Genomic DNA, 17,223 nt, shown 5'->3' with positions numbered 1-17,223 from the left:
CCCGCCTCGCACCGACCCCCACAAGACCTGCCCCCGCCGCGTACGACGGAGACACACGACGATCTACGCAACGGGTACCGGGCTCACAAGCTGGGCGGCCCCTCCTGGGCCTGCAACATCCCCGCCGGCAGCCGGTCGTCGCCCCAACTGCGCTCGATGTAGCCGATGATCCCCGCGACGTCCTCGGCGGGCACCCGCTCCGGTTCGCCGTGTTCGAGCGGGTCGGCGTGGAAGATGTAGAGCCGTGAGGCGAACTGGTCGAACGGCAGTGAGGCCTCGCCGAACCGCTCGCCGTTGCCCGCGGTGGAGACGACGACGCCGTCGCCCCAGTCCTGGCCGCTGTCGTTGTTCGGGTTGAAGAAGTACACCCGCATGACGTCCTGCGGGTCCGGCGCGACCCGCAGGATCGTGATCGCGTGCCAGCCGACGTAGCGGGCAGCGCTGTCGGTGACGGCGACACCGGCCGGCTGCGGATGGATCAGCGGCTGCTCCCCGTTGTAGAACGGGTGGTAGCCGGCGTGAAACGCCCGCAGGAACTCGTCGAGGTCGACCAGGTTCCCGGTCGCGACATCTACGTTGATGTGGAACCCGCGAGGCGTCCACCAGCCGTGGAACTCGGGGTTGACCCACCGGTGCGGATCCCCGGGCCGGTCGACGCAGCGCCTCCCCATCTCGGCGTAGATCCGGTCCAAGTGGGGCACCACGACCAGCGATACGGGGTCCAGGTCCATCGGCAGCGTGGTCGCCACTCCGGCCCCGCTGTCCTTCGACGAGATCGGCTGTCCTTCGAAGTGCATGAGCACCTCGTCGTCGCGGGCGGCCCAGACCACCATTTGCAGCAGGTAGTCCGGGTCGTTGTACGACCACATCGACAGCGCGCGGGCCGACTGGCAGGTGGGGTTGTCGCCCTGGCCGACGCCGAGCGGCTGGCCCAGCATCGAGAGCACCCCCGCGACGAGTCGCTCCCGCGGCCCCACTTCCTCGTCGCCCTCGCCGAAGACCGCGGTCAGCCGCTCCCGCGCGGCCGGGGCGAGTTCGAGTGACAGCTGGCGCCACAGTGCGGGCACGATCGGCGGCTCGTAGAGGATGCCGCGGTCGAGCAGCAGCGCGAGACCGTAGATGCACTGCGCGGTCTGCGGGTGCACGGCCACCTCGACCAGCCGGTGCACCAACTGGCTGTAGCGCAACAGGCAGTTGCGGCCGGTGTCGGAGAGGCCGAGCGCCTCACCGACGAGGTAGTCGCTCTCCTGAAGCAGGAACCGGAGCAGCTCCGCGTGGTACTGCGACACCAGGCCGGTGTCGTGCATCGCCCGCGCGAACCCCGCCGCCTCGTACTGCAGGCCGCCGGCGTCCATCGCCTCGAGGCGGGAGCGGAAGACCTCCATGCCCGGGTCGTCCCGGCACGCCTCGGTGGTCCCGAACAGGCTCGTGATGAGCCGGTCGATGCCCTGCCCCGAGGACACGCCGAGAGCGACGTCCGGGTCATTGCGGTAGACCGCGATCCGGGTGATCAGCGCCTGCACCGCCTCGACCTGGATCGGACGCTGGCGCAGGATCCGCCAGATCTCGTCGACCAGGTTGTCCAGGACGCTGTCGTAACCGATCTCGTCGGCGAGGTGCCGGAACAGGTCCCGGATGAGCTGTGCGGTCCGGCCCTGTTGGGCGCGTTCCGCCTCGCTGGGCGCGCTGAACAGCAGCTCCAGGTTGGCCGCCAGGACCTGGGAGAGGAACTGCCGGGCGTCATCGGCGGGCAGCGTCGGGTGCGCGAAGTCACCGCGGGCGACGGCGAGCATCCGCAGCTCGCTGGTCGCCTCGATCACCACGGTGTCCGTGTCCCCGCTGAGCAGACCTGCGCTGACCAGCGACGGGATGAGGATCTCCGGTGACGCCCAGTCCGTCCCCTGGAAGAGCCCGGCCTCCTCGAGGGCCTGCGCCCTGGCCTGGACGGCCGCGGCGCCACCCGGCTGCGTGAGCACCCGCCGCAGGGCTTCCAGGAGCCGCCGCAGCTTCGTGTGCTTGCCGAAGTCACGGGTTTCGGCCATGGCCTGGATGGCGTCGTCGAGTGCGGTCACGCGCTTGTCCAGCGTCGTGGCCTCACCGTTGACGTCGACGGTCGGTTTCAAAGGGATTCCCTCGGGTTGGCCTCCTGCGTCCATGAGTTCTCAGACGTGAGTTCTCAGACGTAGAAGTCGAGCTCTTCCTGCTTTTTCAACAATTCGCGCATTCGGTACGGGTCGTCACCGAAGAAGTACACCAGGCCCCAATGGGTGCCGAACGCGGTCCTCTTGGTGACGGTCTCCTCGAGCGGTGTCGAGAGGTCGTGCGACTCGTAGTAGTCGTCGTCCTCGGTCTCCTCCGGGATCTCCAGCTCGCTGACGACGCGGCGGCGCGGGTAGACACCGAAGCAGCCGGCGACGCCGGACGCGTCGACGACCTCGCGCGGGAAGAAGGCGTCGATCTCCTCCTCGGTCGTCTTCGGGTCGAACGCCAGCACCAGCGCATGGTAGGCGTTGAACCCGTATGCCCGTTCCAGCAACTCGAACACCTTGAAGCCCGGCGGCCGGTAGGCGACTTCGCCGAAGTGCATCTCGCCGTCGCTGGTGACGAAGTACTCCGGGTGCACGAAGCCGAACTCGATGTCGAACGTCTTGATGAGCTTCTCGATCTGCGCCGTGATCTGCGGGCGGTACTTCTCCAGTTCCGGGGTCGCGGGCACGAACACCGAATAGCCGAGCGTGACGTACTCGGAGATGTTGAGGAACTTGATTTTCCCGTTGTGCACCCACGCCTCGACCGCGAACTCCCAGCCGTCGAGGTGGGATTCCATGAGGACGGGGAACTCCTCGTCCGGAATCGTGTCGACCTCGTCCGGGGTGCGGATGACGCGGTGCCCGAGGCAGCCGGCCTTGTCGAACGCCTTGAGGTGGATCGGGTCGTTCGGGTCCCCGTCCAGCTTGAGCAGCGTCTGGTTGACGCGCTTGAGGAAGCGGATCACGTCGTCCCGGTCGTGGGCCTCCTCGAAGATCCCGACGCGGATGCCGCCGAGTTGCGCGCGGCGCTTCATCAGCGCCTTGTCGCGCAGCAGCATGGCCTGTCCGTACAGCCTCGGATTGCCCAGGAGGACGGAATTGATCGCCCCCGCCCATTCGACGGTCTCCTCATACAGCGGGATCGCGACGTCGACGCCCTCGTTCTGAAGGGTCTCGGCGATCTCCATGGAGCGGTCGTTGAGCCGCTCGAAATTCCACGGTACGTAGGGGATGTCGTGCTCGACGCAGTACTCCTCGGCCCACTCCGGGGCCACGACGACGTATCTCCGATCGAATCGGTCCAGGGCTTCCACCGCGTTGAGACTCCAGCCAAGTAGCGCTACGTAGCCCTTGTCCGGGTTCCTGGTGGCTGTTTCGCCCTGTGTCATAGGCCGTTTCTCCTTCGGCGCGATGCGCTCATCGACGACGTGCCACGCACGCCCTGCCCGGCGGTCTGCCGCGCATGCACCTCCTGCCCGAGGCCGGTCTGGTCATTCCCTCCCGGGGGCACCTGGTGCCCCCGGACCCGGCAGGGAGGTGACCGAACGGTGTCAATAGCCTTACAAGCCCGGCGGGTTACCGGCTTCGCCGCCCCTCGCGCTCATGCCTTCGGACCGCGCTACGGGTGCTCCACCTGGACACCAGGGGTCACGCCCGCTCCACATACGTGTGGGTCGATGGCGGGCGGGATGGAAGCTGGAGTTGCGTGGGTGATCGCGATTATGGGCAAAGGGGGCGGTCGAGTTCATGCAGGAAACGCAACTTCGAAAAGAATGAGCCATCTTCGGGCGACCTCCGCCCATCCGTAAATGGCCAGGTGGTGGCGTGTTCCATAATACCTAGCCCCTGTTCTCCCCACCCCCGTTCGGGCCGCATTTCCTGCTTCTAGGGTGGCCGAAACTTGTGCCACAACAAAGGAGAGCCCGTCCGAGACGCTGTCGTTTGGAGGTATGGCGCCACGGACGGGCTTCAAGACATCCGGAAAGGACATCTCTGTGAGTCTGCCTCTCGACCGGGGGGTACCTGTCAAACCTGCGATTTGGGCCGTGGGTGACGATCGTGATCGTTCTCGTGGTAATTGCCTGGGAGCCTACGGCGAAGGTGATCGGCGCCTATGCCGATGTTGCTGCTCTTGCGACCCTGTGCGGGAGTTGCGGTACAGCAGCGAGGTACGGCAACCGCAGCACCGATGGCATTCCGTAGCCGCCGTGTGGGTCGTCTACACAACCGATATGGCCTGTACTGGCCGATCCGCATAGAGCTACGGATCACAAGGGTAACGACGGGAGGAAAGTGATCGGGTCGTACGGCAGACGCCTTCCTTCCGCGTCGACCCGGCGCTCTACTTCTGCCGGGACGGCAACACCGTGGGCGTCACCGGCCGGACTTCCAATCGGTGTCGAGGATGGCTGCGTGTACAGCGGCGACAATCATCGTGATGGCCAAGACGCCACCCACCCAGTTCTTTGGGTTGCCGAACACTGACGCCAGGACGGCCGAGCCGTAAATGAGCGCTGCATAGACGATCGGAACGATCATGCTGACGACGCGCTTCTTGGCCGCGATGAAGAACAACGGCGGCGCTAAGAGGCCGGCCGACAGTACAACCACGACGACCCAGATCACCTTGTGCCATATGTTCGCGTACATGCGAGCTCGGATGGGTGCGTTGACGTACGAGTCGCTCATGGTCCCCCCTTGCTTAACCTGACAGTCAGTGTGACGCAGCTCACTCCCGAACGCGAGTGTCTCGCAACGGTCTTCAAGGCCAGTCGCTCGTCACCGTCTCGTTTCCCGTCTCGTCCAGGTCACCGCCGATGAGGCGTCGATGTTGGGTATCCAGAAGAGCGCGCTCGTGACGCACATCCGGCGCACGTACTACAGCGACCAGTCGGCCCGTGGAGACTGCCGACATCGTCGTGCCCGCCGCCCTCTGCGAGATCGTCTACGAGATTCCCATCGGCCGATAGCGCTGCCAGGGCGTCGAACGGCTGGGCACGTCAGACCTGCGGATGCGTCGAGGTCCACCAGGCGGTGAGGCGGGCGGCCACGTCATCCGCATCATCCGCACCGTGGGGTTCGGGTAGGCCGGAGTGACCCGTCAGCTCGTCGTGCAGGAAGTCCCTCAGTTCTGCCCGGCCAGCCCCGCGCCGCAGTCGAGTCAGGAGTGGCGTCGGCATGTAGTCGTACTCGTCCTGGACGAGCTCGGCCACCCCGATCGGGTCCCATTCGTTGAGGAGGTCTCGGAGGTCGTCCCGTGCGTCCGCTGGTGCCGTGGCGCAAGGGTGGCATGCCGCCAAGTGATCAGCCGGTGACGGGTTCTGGGTCGTCCCTGGGCCGTGCGAGGTTGGTCGACGGCGACAATCGGCGACCGACAGTGACAGCTCCGCTACGACCGGCCCCGTAGAACGCCCAGTTCAGGGCCACAGGGCGATACGGGTTTCCCCCGGCCGGTGGCCATCAGGCAAGATGGGGTGTATCTGCCCTCACGCGGTGGAGCCGCAGTATGCGGGGCCTTTACTGCTACACACACTTCGACTGCCGGACGGTTTCTCTTGGCTGAGTTCATCTACTCCATGCGCAAGGCGCGCAAGGCGCACGGCGACAAGGTGATCCTCGACGATGTCACCCTGGACTTCCTGCCCGGAGCGAAGATCGGCGTTGTCGGTCCGAACGGTGCCGGTAAGTCGACCGTCCTGAAGATCATGGCGGGGATCGAGCAGGCGTCGAACGGTGACGCCGTGCTCATGCCCGGTTACAGCGTCAACATCCTGATGCAGGAGCCGAAGCTCGACGAGTCCAAGACCGTTCTGGAGAACGTGCAGGACGGCGCCGCCGAGGTCATGGGCAAGCTCAAGCGCTTCAACGAGGTCGCCGAGCTCATGGCGACGGACTACAGCGACGAGCTCATGGACGAGATGGGCAAGCTCCAGGAGGACCTCGACCACGCCGACGCGTGGGACCTCGACGGTCAGCTGGAGCAGGCCATGGACGCTCTCGGGTGCCCGCCCGGGGACTGGCCCGTCAACAACCTGTCCGGTGGTGAGAAGCGCCGCGTCGCGCTCTGCAAGCTGCTCATCGAGGCGCCCGACCTGCTGCTCCTCGACGAGCCCACCAACCACCTCGACGCCGAGTCCGTGAACTGGCTGGAGCAGCACCTCGCCCAGTACAAGGGCACTGTCGTGGCCATTACTCACGACCGGTACTTCCTGGACAACGTCGCCGAGTGGATTCTTGAGCTCGACCGCGGCCGCGCGATCCCTTACGAGGGCAACTACTCCACGTACCTGCAGAAGAAGTCCGAGCGCCTCAAGGTCGAGGGCAAGAAGGACGAGAAGCGGCAGAAGCGGCTCAAGGAAGAGCTGGAGTGGGTGCGGTCCAACGCCAAGGGGCGGCAGACCAAGTCGAAGTCGCGTCTCGCCCGCTACGAGGAGATGGCGGCCGAGGCCGACAAGATGCGGAAGCTGGACTTCGAGGAGATCCAGATTCCGCCGGGCCCGCGCCTGGGCAGCATGGTCGTCGAGGTCGAGCACCTGGGTAAGGCGTTCGGGGACAAGGTTCTGATCGATGACCTGAGCTTCACGTTGCCGCGTAACGGCATCGTCGGTGTCATCGGCCCGAACGGTGCCGGTAAGACCACCCTGTTCAAGATGTTGCAGGGCTTCGAGACGCCGGACTCCGGTTCCATCAAGGTCGGCGACACCGTCAAGATCTCGTACGTCGACCAGAACCGCGCCAACATCGACCCGAAGAAGACCCTTTGGGCCGTGGTGAGCGATGAGCTCGACTACATCAATGTCGGGCAGGTTGAGATGCCCTCGCGGGCGTACGTCAGCGCCTTCGGGTTCAAGGGGCCTGACCAGCAGAAGCCCGCCGGCGTGCTCTCCGGCGGTGAGCGCAACCGTCTGAACCTCGCGCTCACCCTCAAGCAGGGCGGCAACCTGCTGCTCCTTGACGAGCCGACGAACGACCTTGATGTGGAGACCCTCAGCAGCCTTGAGAATGCGCTGCTCGAGTTCCCGGGGTGCGCTGTGGTCGTCTCTCACGACCGGTGGTTCCTCGACCGGGTCGCCACGCACATCCTCGCGTACGAGGGTGAGTCCAAGTGGTTCTGGTTCGAGGGCAACTTCGAGTCCTACGAGAAGAACAAGATCGAGCGGCTCGGTGCCGACGCGGCCCGTCCGCACCGCGCCACCTACAAGAAGCTGACCCGCGGCTGATGGCTCGCCACGTATACGCCTGCCCCCTGCGTTGGGCCGACATGGATGCCTACGGGCATGTCAATAACGTGGTTTTCCTTCGGTATCTGGAGGAAGCGCGGATTGATTTCCTGTTCCGGCCCGACAAGGACTTCCAGCAGGGGTCCGTCGTGGCGCGCCATGAGATCGACTACAAGCGGCAGTTGGTGCACCGGCACCGGCCCGTGGACATCGAGCTGTGGGTGAGTGAGATAAAGGCGGCTTCGTTCACGCTCTCTTATGAAGTGAAGGACGAGGACGTCGTGTACGTGCGTGCCTCCACGGTCGTCGTGCCGTTCGACTTCGAGGCGCAGCGGCCGCGTCGGATCACCGGCGAGGAGCGGGAGTTCCTCGAGGAGTACCGGGACGACGACGCGGGGCGTACGGATCGTGCGGAGGCGCTCGTCGCATGAGCGCGTCCGTGCTGCATTTCGCCGACGCGGGGGAGGTGGCGGATCTCGCCGCCTTCCTCGGCCGGCTGTTGCACTACGACAAGGCGGCCGCCGTGCGGCTGCGGGCGCAGGCCGGTGGGCAGGCGCTCGCGGTGTTCGGGCGGCCGCCTTCGTTCGAGGTGCTGGCCGTGCGGACGGCGCGGCTGCTCAAGCCGTACGAGAACGGGATCGAGGACACGCTCGATGTGACCGTGTCCGCGGGGGAGTTGCTCGACTCGCTCGACGAGGGGACGGCTACGGCCACGGTTCCCGCCGCGGTCACCGGGCCGCCGTGGGCCGGGGTGTTGCCGCCGCTCGGTGGGTGGGAGCGGGTGGACGGGTTCCCGGATGCGGATGCGTTGCGTGGGCTTGTGAAGGCGGCGGTGGCTGAATTCCGGGCGCGGGTTGAGGAGTTGGCGCCGGAGGAGCGGACCCGCGGGGAGCTTGACCGGATCGGTGGTGAGGTCTGGGCGCGGGAGATCGGGGGGAGTGGGGCGCCGGTGCGGATGGTGCATGCGGCGGCGTCTCTTGGGTTTTTGCGGGGGGCGGAGGTTGACCTGGTGGTTGCCGGGGCGTGGGTGCGGTTGCGTACCGCGTACGGGTCGGTGGCTGTGCGGAGGGCGTCCGCCGTGCTGGGTGGGCTCTCCGTCAGCCCCGTGTGAGCGGGAGCCCAGACGGGGTTGCGGTCGCGGGGCTCTGCCCCGGACCCCGCGCCTCAATCGCCGGCGGGGCTTGAAAAGCCTGCTCAATCGCCGCAGGGGCTTGAAGTGGCTCACTCGTCCGCAGGGGCTTGAAAAGCTCACCCGTCCGCAGGGGCTTGAAAGATGCTGCTCACCCGTCCGCAGGGGATTGAATGGCTGGAGCGTGTCAGCCCGCTGTGTTGACCATTGAAGCTGCCGCGTATGTCAGGTAGTTCCACAGGGTGCGTTCGTGTTCCTCGGAGAGGTTGAGGTCCTCTACTGCCGCCTGCATGTGCTTCAGCCACGCGTCGTGGGCCGCGCGGTCGACCTGGAACGGGGCGTGGCGCATGCGCAGGCGCGGGTGGCCGCGGTTGTCGCTGTAGGTGCGGGGGCCGCCCCAGTACTGCATGAGGAACAGCGCGAGGCGCTCCTCGGCGGGGCCCAGGTCCTCCTCCGGGTACATGGGACGCAGCAGCGGGTCCTGTGCGACGCCCTCGTAGAAGCGGTGCACGAGGCGGCGGAACGTCTCCTCGCCACCCACCTGCTCGTAGAACGTCTGCTCCTGAAGCGTGTCGCGCGGGATCTCAGTCACCCGTCCATGGTCTCAGACACACCGGCCGGGGACCGGGGACCTAGGTCCCCTCCGACCGCGGAACGGGGGTCGCCGTTTTCCGGTTCGGGCAGGACAGTGGACATATGGGCGCAGAGCACACCCGGGACCTCGAGCAGCTCGCCGTACGGGCGCGGGCCCGGCTCGTGCGCGAGATCGATCACAGTGGTGCCTGGGACGCCGACCCCGCCTGGCGGGAGGCGTTCGCGGAGGTGCCGCGGCATCTGTTCGTGCCGTACTACTTCGTGGGTGCCCCGGGAGGCTACGAGCGGCTGTGGGGCGAACACCCCGACCCGGAGCGGCGCGAGCGCTGGCTGCGCGGCGCCTACGCCGACGAGCCGCTGGCCACCCGGCTGCGCGACGGCGTGCTGGTCTCCTCCAGCAGCCAGCCGTCCCTGATGGCGCGGATGCTCGCGGAGCTGCGGGTACGGGACGGGGACCGGGTTCTGGAGATCGGTGCGGGGACCGGGTACAACGCGGCGCTGCTCGCGCACCGGGTCGGTGCGGGGAACGTCACGTCCGTCGACCTCGATCCGGAGATCGCCGAGTCCGCCAGGTCTCATCTCGCCGCCGCCGGGTACCGGACGGGCGTCGTCACCGGTGACGGGACGCGCGGCTGCCCGGAGCGGGCGCCGTACGACCGGATCGTGGCGACGTGCGCGTTGCGTTCGGTGCCGACGGGCTGGCTCGGGCAGTGTGCGGCCGGTGCGCGGATCCTCGCGCCCCTGTCGACCGGGCTCGTGGCCCTCGATGTGAGGGAGGGGGAGGTGGAAGGGCGGTATGCGGAGGGGCGGTTTCTGCATACTTCCGCGTACTTCATGGCGCTGCGCGGCGGCCCGGAGCGGGCGCCCGAGCCCCGGGCCGGTGGCTTGCCGCACCCCGTGCTGCGCGAGGAGTTGTTCCGGTTCCTGCTGACGTTGACGTCGGGCCGCCTGGACCCGTACGACGCGCTCGCGCTGTGGGAGCGGGAGGGCAGGCCCGAGCGCGAGCGGTTCGGGGTGACCGTGCGCGGCGGGCGCCAGCGGGCCTGGCTGGACGATCCGGAGGGGCCCCACACATGGGAGTTGCCGGGCACCACCCTCTAGGTGCAGGTGCCCGGCAACGTCCTACGACTGCGTGTGCTCAGCCGCGCCGGATCGTGATCGTCGTCCACGCTCCGACGTGCACCCGGTCGCCGTCCTGCAGCGGTACGGGGACGAACGGCTGGATCGGCTCGTCGCCGTTGTTGACGGTCGTGCCGTTCGTCGAGTTCTGGTCGACGACCGCCCACGTACCGTCCGGCTGCTGCACGAGCACCGCGTGCTGGTGCGAGACGCCCGGGTCCTCCGGCGGCACCGACAGGTCGATGTCGGGGGACTCCCCGGTGGAGTGCCGGCGTCGGCCGATCGACAGCTGGTTCCCGGTGAGCGGGCGCTGCTGCTCAGGCGAGTACGCGGGCAGGTTGAGCCCCGAGGCCTCGGGGCCGCTGCGCTGCATCATCGCCATGAAGTAGTCGCGGTCCGGACCGATCGTCGCCGACCACGACATCGGGGCGTACTGCTGCTGCTGCGGCGGCTGCTGCTGCTGGAACGGCGGCGGGGTCGTGGAGGGACCCGCGGGCGCCGACGGGTCCGACGACGGAGGCGGCAGCATCCAGTCGTCCCCGTTCGCGCCACCGGGGCCACCAGGACCACCAGGACCGCCGAAGGAAGGGTTGGGCGGCGGGGGCTGCATGGGCCCCGGCTGCACGGGCTGCGGCGGGCCGGGTTGGCCGTGCGGACCCGGCTGGCCGTACGGGCCCGGGTGCGTGGGCGGAGCCGGCGCGGGCGCCGGAGCCTGCTGCTGGAAGCCCTGCGGGGCACCGCCACCGGTCTCGTACGGGCTCGGGCCGTCGAAGGACGGCGGGGGAGGCGGCGGGGCCTGACCCGACGGCTCGTTCCCGAACGACGGCTCGTTGCCGAACGGGGACGGCGGGATCGGCTCCGCGGGCCGGTTGATCTGCGAGGGCCGCGAGCCCTGGTACTCGTACGAGTCCGGGCCGGGCGGCGGAGGCTGCTGCTGGAACTGCAGCGCCGGGTTCGGGCCCTGCGGCTCGTGGGGCTGCGGGAAGCCGGGTGCGGCGGGGCCGCCCTGGCCGCCCGACGTGGGCATCGGCGGGTTCGGGGCCGCGGGCGTGTACGACGTCGCCGTGTTCGTGAGGAAGTTCCAGCGGCACTCCTCGCAGAACGGCGCGCCGCCCTCACGCGGCGTACGGCACTGCGGGCACAGTTCGGGCGTACCCGCCCCACCTTGCGGCGCCTGCGGCGCGGCCGGCTGCGGGTAGCCGTAACCGGCGGCCGGAGGCGGCGGAGGGGGCGGGGGCACGGCACCGGCCATGCGGTGACCGCAGACCTCGCACCAGTCTTCGGAACCCGACTGGTGTCCGTTCGGGCAGGTCGGCATGTCGGCGCTTCCCCCTCTCCTTCATGTGCAAGCAGGGCTTGCCGTAGTGCGTGGGTGGATATTTTGTACGTGGGAGGTTACTTCTTGACGCGAACTGTCTTGGTCGACCGGGTTTCGAGAGTCATCTCGTCGGCCTCCGCGACCTTCGCCTTCAATCGAACAGTACCTTCCGTGGCGTCCACAACGTCCACCACCTTCGAAAGCAGCTTGGCCGTATCCGCGTTCCCGGAGAGGGCCGCGAGCTGCACCGCGCGGCCCAACTTCGCGGTCGCCCCGTCCGAATCGCCCGACTTTCGTGCGTCAAGTCCCTGCTGGATGGCTTGTGCGAGTTCTTCCTGACCCGTGTAGTGGGCGACCTGCGGGTTGATCGACGTAGAGGCTGCCATGTCGTCCGTCCACACCGCCCGTACGAGACCCTGTGCGCCCAGCGGAACGGCCTGTGCCGAGCCGTCCGGCTGCGGGATCACCAGGGAGACGCGGGCGGCGAGCATCTCCTGGCCGAGATCGGCGTCCGGGACCCGCACGCACACGTGGTAGTCGCGGGACTCGTCGCCCCAGGAGCCGGTGGGGTAGTCGCCGGCCCGCGGGCCCGCCTCGGTGCGACGCTCCGTCAACTCCTCGACGCGCGGGGCGACTTGCTTCACGAACGTGATCTCCGAGCCGAGCGGTGTCCACAGGCGTAGAGCGACGTCCGCGATCTCCTTGCCCATCGCCGTCTCCATCATCTGCGTGAAGTCCTCGGCGAGATGGGCCGGGTCGGCGACGATGTCGGCGGTGCCGAGGAGGGCGGAGGCGATGCCTGTGACCTCCTTCACCTCCCAGTCCGTGCCGACGCCGCGGGCGTCGCAGGTGAAGCGGCCCGCGCCCGCCTCCAGCGTGGCGCGCAGATCCTCCGGCGACTCGTGCTCGTTGCGGCCGTCGGTGAGCAGGATGCCGTGCCGGATCGACACGTCCGCCGAGGCCAGGAGCCGGTCGGCCAGCCGCAGCCAGGTGCCGATCGCGGTGCCGCCGCTCGCGGACAGCTTGCGCAGCGCCTGCTTGGCCTGCCCGCGCGTGGTCCGGTCCGCGACGGCGAGCCGGCCCTCGCCCGGGTAGATCTCCTTGGCCACATGGGTGCCGGCGATCACCGCGAAGTGCACACCGTCGCGCAGCGCGTCGATCGCGGCGGCCGAGGCCTCGCGCGCGCCGCGCATCTTGGTGGGCGGGTAGTCCATCGAGCCGGAGCAGTCCACCATCAGCACCACCGCGGCGTCCGTGCCCTCGCCCGCGACGCTGAACAGGTGCGGCGCGCTGACCGCGCCGCCCACGGTGCCGCCCCCGGTCGAGGTCACCGTGACGATCGCGTTGACGTCACGGCCGCCCTCCGGCAGATATTCGTTCTGGTAGACCTCGACGGCGAATTGCGGAACGTGCGATTTCGAGAAATTTGCCATGGTGACATGTCCCCCCTGAACAAGACCATTTGTGCGCTTCCCGGCCTAGGGCCTGTCGTTTGGGTCAGGCCGGGCTCGCGGGGCCTGGCACGCACGCTCGCGGCGTTGTCGTCGGTCGACGACTTCCCCAAGCTCTCGGCTTCGCTCGAGCAGGGGAGGCCCCATTCGCGTCGCCTCCCTCCTCCGCCTTGCGATCGCACGCACCAGGCCCCGCTCCCTGATCCGGCCTGACCCAAACGACAGGCCCTACGCCGATCCTGCCCCCGACTGCGGCACAGGGAACGGCAGCACCGCCACTGTTACGTTGTCGTGGCCCCCGCCGTCGAGGGCGTGGCCGACCAGGACCTGGGCGCTGCGCAGCGGGTTGTCCGCCGCGTCCGCGGGCAGCAGGCGGGCCATCTCGTCGGCGGACTCCGCGTAGTTCCACAGTCCGTCGGAGCAGACCACGACCACTCCGGGGCGGTCCGGCTTGAACGACGCGGTGTGCGGCTCCAGTTCGTACGCGTCCGCGCCGAGCCAGCCCGTGATCGCGTGCGCCCGCTCGTCCGCGTACGCCTCCGCCTCGCTCATCAGGCCCGCCGCGACCATCTGCGCGGCCCACGAGTCGTCCTCGGTGAGCCGGGCGGCGGGCGCCTCGCGGTCGTCGGGCACCCAGTAGGCGCGGGAATCGCCGATCCAGCCGACGATGAGCAGCTCCTTGGTGACGACGGAGGCGACGAAGGTGCACGCCGGAGCGTTCTGGTGCGGCTTGTGCTCGCGGGCCGTCTCGGGCTCGTCCGCGAGGGCGTTGACCGCCTCGGCGGCAGCGACGATCGACTCGTGCATGGCCTGCTGCGGGTGGGTGCCGCGCGGCAGCGCCTCGTGCAGCGCCTCGGTGGCGGCGCGGGACGCGGCGAGCGAGGCGTCGTCGGGCCGGGTCGCCGACGACACGCCGTCGCAGACCACGGCGACGACGGCCGCGGAGCCGTCGGGCAGCGCGGCGGAGGAGATCGTGAAGAAGTCCTCGTTCCTGTGGTGCCGCAGGCCCCGGTCGCTGACCGCGGCGACCGCGTCCAACTCCTGCTCCATGTGGTCGCGTTCGCGGGGTTGGGCGTGGCCGCAGTTCTCGCAGTAGCCGTCCGGGTCGACGTGCCCGGCGCGGCAGGCCACGCACAGCTTGGTGCCGGCGGGAATGGGGTATCCCCTGCTCGAGTTTGTTCGAGAGCTTGGGGAAGTGGCGGACCCCAGTTGCTCGGGCGTCGCGGTGCGGGGGTCGGGCGCGGCGATCCTGAACTCCTCATCGGACGGTGGACCGTCGAAGCGTACGTCGGTGGGCAGTTCGGAGCCGCCGGAGTCCGTGCCCTCCAGGTCGGTCGGCAGGTGGACCGGGGCGGGCGGGTCCGAACTGTCCAGGTCGGGGGCGGCGGGCCACTCCACGGAGGCGTCGGAAGCGCCCGGCTCCTCGGCGCGCGGCTGCTCCTCGGCGCGCGGCTGCGCCGACAGGTCGTATCCGCATGCCCCGCAGAAGCGATCGGCCTCTTCGAGAGGCTCCTCGCAGCTGGGACACACTGACATAGCGGCCGCCTTGTGCGTCTGCGACATCCTCACACCCACGTCCGGGGGCGGTAGCGGTTGGCCCGCTCCACCAGTTCGATCCTCTCCTCGCCGCGCTGAGCGAGCCTGGCCAGAGTCCGGTACGAGCGTTCAAGACCGAGGCGGAGGCCGCGCTCGTCCAGATCGCTGCCGAGCACCACCGTGCGCACGGGGTCCTGTGGCGGACCGGAACCCTGCCTACCGGAGAGTACCCAGTCCAGGGCCGTGCCGAGCACTTCGGTGGACAACTGCTCGCGGCGCACCGCGTCGAGACCGAACCCGTCGAGCGCCTCGACCTGTCCCGCCGCGGCTGTCAGGTCGTGCAGCAACGGGTCGCCGTTCGCCCCCTGCGCCGTCCTGCCCCGCAGCCGCGAGCGCACCGCGGCGACCCGCGCCGCCGTGTAGTGGATCGACGACTCGGGCACCGACTCCAGGGTGCGCACGGCGCCGACCCGGTCGCCCGCGGCGAGCTGCACGCGCGCGAGGCCGAACGCCGCGCTCACGTAACTCGGATCCGTCGACCACACCAGGCGGTAGTACTCCGCCGCGTTGTCGAGCTGGCCGAGCACCTCCGCGCACACGCCGAGCGCCAGCTTCGGCGCGGGCTCGCCCGGGAACGCGTCGTATATGGCGTCGAAGGACAGCGCCGCGTTCGTGTGGTCGCCGATCGCGAGCGCCGCGACGCCCCGGTACCAGACCACCCGCCAGTCGTCGGGGTGGTCGGCCTCAAGGGCGGCCAGACCGCTGAGCGCGGCGTCCAGTTCTCGTCGACCCGCTCCGTCCTCACCTGCCGCTTCGCCCGGTCGACCGGCTTGTCCGGCCGGGGGCCCGGGGGTTGTCCCCCGGGAGGAGACGCCGCCCATTTCGAGGCGGGCCCGCAGCTCGCGCAGGCGCAGTTCGAGGGAGTCGGCGGGCGCCGCGTGCAGGGCCGCGATCAGCTCGGCGGGGGCCGAGGCGATGAGGCCCGCGAGGAAACCGGCGTTCGGATCGCCCGGGTCGACGCGCGGCACCGGGAGCGCGAGCGCGGTGCCCTGCGCCTGAAGCGGCTTGACGATCTCGGCGGACGACGGCGGCAGGGCGGGCGCGACGGGCGGCGGTGGCAGCGCGGCCGCGGCTTTCCGCGGACCCCGGCCGTTCCGTACGCGTACGGGCGTCTCGCGCGCCCCTAGCGCTGACACCTCGCCCGCGAGCAGGCCGAACAACTCGGTGTCCGTGACCTTCACTTCGGGCCCGAACAGCGTGGAGAGGGCGGGCCGCGGCCGGTTCGTCTGGAGCGCGACGACCTCGCGCAGGACGCCCGTCAGCTGCTCCGCCATCTCCTGCGCGGAGGCGAAGCGGCGGGCCGGGTCCGGGTCCGTGGCGCGCACGAGGAGCCGGTAGAACGACTCGTAGGTGCGGAACACCTCGATGTTGTCGGGGTCGGGCAGCGAGTCCACGAACACGTTCGTGTAGCCCTGGAAGTCGAAGGTGAGGAGGGCGAGCGTACGGGCCACGGTGTAGAGGTCCGAGGCGATGGAGGGCCCCAACTCGGCGACTTCGGGCGCCTGGAAGCCGACGGTCCCGTAGATCGCGCTCTCGTCGTCGTCCATCCTGCGGACCGCGCCCATGTCGATGAGCTTGAGCTGGTCCTCGGTCTGGATCGCGTTGTCGACCTTGAAGTCGCAGTAGAGGAGGTTGCGGCTGTGCAGATGACCGAGCGCCTCAAGGGCCTCGATGCCGTACGCGCACGCCTGCTCGACCGGCAGCGGGTCCCGCCTGCCCTCGGGGGTGCGCCGCTCGTTGGCGATCTCCTTGAGGGACTTGCCGCCCACGTACTCCATGACGATGTAGCCGTCCAGGGAGCCGGTGCGCTGGTCGAGGTGCTCGACGAAGTTGTAGATGCGGACGATGTTGGAGTGCTCGATCTCCGCGAGGAAGCGGCGCTCCGAGATCGCGGCGGCCATCGCGTCCTGGTCGCCCGTGTCTAGCAGGCCCTTGAGGACGACCCAGCGGTCGGAGACGGCGCGGTCGACGGCGAGGTAGACCCAGCCGAGCCCGCCGTGCGCCAGACAGCCCACGACCTCGTACTGACCGTGCACGACGTCGCCCGTGGCCAGCTTCGGCACGAAGGAGTACGGGTGGCCGCACTTGGTGCAGAAGCCTTCCGTGCGGCCAGGGCGCTCGCCCCGTGAACGGCCCACCGGGGCGCCGCAGTCGGAGCGCGAGCAGAACCGCTTCCGCTCGGGGACCTCGGGGTGCTCCTGCACCATCGCGCGCGGGTCGGGCCGCGGCACGTCCGGCACGTTGACCAGGCCGACGCCGAGCCGGGAACGGGCCGACGTACCCGCCGACGCACCGGAGCTGCGCACCGACACCGAGCGCGAGGTCGAACTTCCGGACAGGGAGCGGGAGAGCCGGCCCGACACGGACCGGCGGGACTGCGAGGAGCGCGCCGACGTCCTGGCCGATGCCCGCGAACTGGAGGAGTTCTGCGAGCCGCGCTGCCCGCCACCGGCGATCCCGGTCGGCGGCGACGCCACCATTCCGCTCGGCGACACGACCGGGGCCAGCCCGCACGTGCCGCAGTACAGCTCGCCGCCGCCCATGTCCTCGTAGGAACCGGTACAGCCGGGCCGCTGACAGGAGGACGCCGCGGCCGGAGCACCCACGGGGGCGACCTGCGGCCGGGCGGCGGGCCGGTGGGTGGGGGCGCTGCCCCCGTAGGTGCCACCGGACGCACCGGCCGGCTGCGGTTTCAGGCCGCACGTGTTGCAGTACAGCTCCCCGCCCATGTCCTCGTACGTGCCCGTGCAACCCGCTCTGCCGCACT

Annotated in this window: 13 protein-coding genes and 1 pseudogene; 5 read left to right on the top strand and 9 right to left on the bottom strand. The window is 69.3% G+C overall.

Annotated elements, in window-relative coordinates; translation table 11 throughout:
• Positions 1 to 83 precede the first annotated feature (83 nt).
• From ACWD2L_RS29210 to ACWD2L_RS29200, 3 genes are all read right to left on the bottom strand, one after another.
• Positions 84 to 2,123, bottom strand: coding sequence for a hypothetical protein (locus ACWD2L_RS29210; protein WP_351342843.1), 2,040 nt, complete (start codon positions 2,121 to 2,123; stop codon positions 84 to 86).
• 53 nt (positions 2,124 to 2,176) lie between these two features.
• Positions 2,177 to 3,418: an ATP-grasp domain-containing protein gene (locus ACWD2L_RS29205; protein ID WP_351342841.1), complete on the bottom strand. Its 1,242-nt coding sequence runs from the start codon at positions 3,416 to 3,418 to the stop codon at positions 2,177 to 2,179.
• Between the two features lie 985 nt (positions 3,419 to 4,403).
• On the bottom strand, positions 4,404 to 4,718 hold the full coding sequence (locus ACWD2L_RS29200; RefSeq protein ID WP_351342839.1) for a hypothetical protein: 315 nt from the start codon (positions 4,716 to 4,718) through the stop codon (positions 4,404 to 4,406).
• 115 nt (positions 4,719 to 4,833) lie between these two features.
• Here ACWD2L_RS29200 and ACWD2L_RS29195 point away from each other — a divergent pair.
• Positions 4,834 to 4,999, top strand: a pseudogene (locus ACWD2L_RS29195) (GntR family transcriptional regulator); the annotation flags it as partial.
• A 30-nt stretch (positions 5,000 to 5,029) separates the two neighbouring features.
• Here ACWD2L_RS29195 and ACWD2L_RS29190 read toward each other — a convergent pair.
• Positions 5,030 to 5,242, bottom strand: coding sequence for a hypothetical protein (locus ACWD2L_RS29190; RefSeq protein ID WP_351342837.1), 213 nt, complete (start codon positions 5,240 to 5,242; stop codon positions 5,030 to 5,032).
• Between the two features lie 342 nt (positions 5,243 to 5,584).
• Here ACWD2L_RS29190 and ettA point away from each other — a divergent pair, with 342 nt between their 5' ends.
• Genes ettA through ACWD2L_RS29175 form a run of 3 tightly spaced genes read left to right on the top strand, consistent with a single transcriptional unit; the run spans position 5,585 to position 8,360 of the window.
• The gene (gene ettA / locus ACWD2L_RS29185; protein ID WP_351342835.1) at positions 5,585 to 7,249 is read left to right on the top strand and encodes an energy-dependent translational throttle protein EttA; all 1,665 of its coding nucleotides are present in this window, start codon (positions 5,585 to 5,587) and stop codon (positions 7,247 to 7,249) included.
• Positions 7,249 to 7,680: an acyl-CoA thioesterase gene (locus tag ACWD2L_RS29180; RefSeq protein ID WP_351342833.1), complete on the top strand. Its 432-nt coding sequence runs from the start codon at positions 7,249 to 7,251 to the stop codon at positions 7,678 to 7,680. Before ettA ends, ACWD2L_RS29180 begins: the two co-directional genes overlap by 1 nt.
• Positions 7,677 to 8,360: a hypothetical protein gene (locus ACWD2L_RS29175; protein WP_351342831.1), complete on the top strand. Its 684-nt coding sequence runs from the start codon at positions 7,677 to 7,679 to the stop codon at positions 8,358 to 8,360. Before ACWD2L_RS29180 ends, ACWD2L_RS29175 begins: the two co-directional genes overlap by 4 nt.
• 205 nt (positions 8,361 to 8,565) lie before the next feature.
• On the opposite strand, the gene ACWD2L_RS29170 is transcribed toward ACWD2L_RS29175, so the two are convergent.
• Positions 8,566 to 8,970: a globin gene (locus ACWD2L_RS29170; protein WP_351339720.1), complete on the bottom strand. Its 405-nt coding sequence runs from the start codon at positions 8,968 to 8,970 to the stop codon at positions 8,566 to 8,568.
• A gap of 104 nt (positions 8,971 to 9,074) precedes the next feature.
• Here ACWD2L_RS29170 and ACWD2L_RS29165 point away from each other — a divergent pair, with 104 nt between their 5' ends.
• Entirely contained in the window at positions 9,075 to 10,073 is a 999-nt protein-coding gene (locus ACWD2L_RS29165) for a methyltransferase domain-containing protein (protein ID WP_351339717.1), read from the top strand.
• 37 nt (positions 10,074 to 10,110) lie between these two features.
• On the opposite strand, the gene ACWD2L_RS29160 is transcribed toward ACWD2L_RS29165, so the two are convergent.
• The 4 genes from ACWD2L_RS29160 to ACWD2L_RS29145 form a co-directional block, all read right to left on the bottom strand.
• A complete protein-coding gene (locus ACWD2L_RS29160) occupies positions 10,111 to 11,409 on the bottom strand; it encodes an FHA domain-containing protein (RefSeq protein ID WP_351339714.1) in 1,299 nt (432 codons plus the stop codon).
• A gap of 77 nt (positions 11,410 to 11,486) precedes the next feature.
• The gene (locus ACWD2L_RS29155; RefSeq protein WP_351339711.1) at positions 11,487 to 12,842 is read right to left on the bottom strand and encodes a vWA domain-containing protein; all 1,356 of its coding nucleotides are present in this window, start codon (positions 12,840 to 12,842) and stop codon (positions 11,487 to 11,489) included.
• A gap of 246 nt (positions 12,843 to 13,088) precedes the next feature.
• Positions 13,089 to 14,396, bottom strand: a complete 1,308-nt coding sequence (locus ACWD2L_RS29150) for a protein phosphatase 2C domain-containing protein (protein WP_351339708.1) — start codon at positions 14,394 to 14,396, stop codon at positions 13,089 to 13,091.
• A gap of 29 nt (positions 14,397 to 14,425) precedes the next feature.
• Positions 14,426 to 17,185 carry a tetratricopeptide repeat protein gene (locus tag ACWD2L_RS29145; protein ID WP_451192248.1) on the bottom strand — a complete coding sequence of 920 codons (2,760 nt, stop codon included), beginning with the start codon at positions 17,183 to 17,185 and terminating at the stop codon, positions 14,426 to 14,428.
• Positions 17,186 to 17,223 lie beyond the last annotated feature (38 nt).

It is taken from the genome of Streptomyces sp. NPDC002754 (assembly GCF_053592315.1).
The sequence above is the reverse complement of the archived record's forward strand: the minus strand, read 5'-3'. Positions and strand labels throughout refer to the sequence as shown.